Genomic DNA, 1,129 nt, shown 5'->3' with positions numbered 1-1,129 from the left:
ACGACAGCGGTGCGGCGGTGGGTGCGGGAAGCTGGCGGGGTGATGCCTTCTCATTTGTTGCGCCCGTTGTCCGGACGATATTTGGGTCCCGTGGAGCGGGTGATGATTCAGTCCAACGCTGCGGTGGGTATGTCGGTGCGGGCCAGTGCTGCGGTGCTGGGTAGGTCGCCATCGACGGTCAGTAGAGAGTTGTTGCGGGGGCGACGGTTGAACGGGATCGATGCCGCCGGTGGGCAGCGATATCAGCCCTATAACGCGGTCATGGCGCAGGCTCGTGCTGAGCGGCGGGGGTTGCGTCCCCAGGCCGGGAAGTTGTCGTTGAGGCCGGAACTGCGCCGGTATGTGCAGAAGCAGTTGAATAAGAAGTGGTCGCCGGAACAGATCAGCAAATCGTTGGTAGTGGAGTTCCCCAGTGAGGAATTGATGCGGGTGTCTCACGAAACGATTTACCACTCGATTTATCTGCAAACGCGGGGCTCGTTGAAGAAAGAGCTGGTCGTGAAGTTGCGGACGGGGCGAACGTTGCGTAAATCCCACCGTGGGGACGACCGTAATAGTCGCGGAGTGAAGCGGATTCCGGGGATGGTAAATATTGCGGAGCGTCCTGCGGAGGTCGACGATCGTGCAGTTCCGGGGCATTGGGAAGGTGACCTGATCGTGGGGACGGTCAATGGTTCCCAGATTGGCACGTTGGTGGAACGCACGACTCGGTATTGCATGCTCGTCCATCTGCCCGGAACGCGGTCGGCAGACGTGATGGCGGAGGCGTTGATCGCGACGATGAAAACGTTGCCGGCCGAGTTGGCGAAAACGTTGACCTGGGACCAAGGCATCGAGATGGCCAAACATGCAACGGTGTCGATGGCGACGGATATGGAAATCTATTTTTGTGATCCCCATTCGCCCTGGCAGCGGGGATCGAACGAGAACACGAACGGGTTACTGCGGCAATATTTTCCCAAGGGAACGGATTTGTCCGTGCATAGCAAGGAACACCTTGAGTTCGTCGCCCGGGAGCTCAACGGCCGTCCCCGCAAGACTCTGGGGTGGAAGTCTCCAGCCCAGGCATTCAGCGAGCTACTGTTGGGCGTTCAACAAACCGGTGTTGCAACGACGCCCTGAACCCAAG

Annotated in this window: 1 protein-coding gene; it reads left to right on the top strand. The window is 59.3% G+C overall.

What is annotated here, in order from left to right; translation table 11 throughout:
* Positions 1-42 precede the first annotated feature (42 nt).
* Positions 43-1,122 (top strand): IS30 family transposase, encoded by a 1,080-nt coding sequence (locus HB677_RS18180; protein ID WP_374193835.1) that lies wholly within the window; start codon positions 43-45, stop codon positions 1,120-1,122.
* The last annotated feature ends 7 nt before the right edge of the window (positions 1,123-1,129 follow it).

The organism is Glaciihabitans sp. dw_435 (assembly GCF_018449675.1).
In the GTDB taxonomy this organism is placed as follows: domain Bacteria; phylum Actinomycetota; class Actinomycetes; order Actinomycetales; family Microbacteriaceae; genus Glaciihabitans.
The sequence above is the reverse complement of the archived record's forward strand: the minus strand, read 5'-3'. Positions and strand labels throughout refer to the sequence as shown.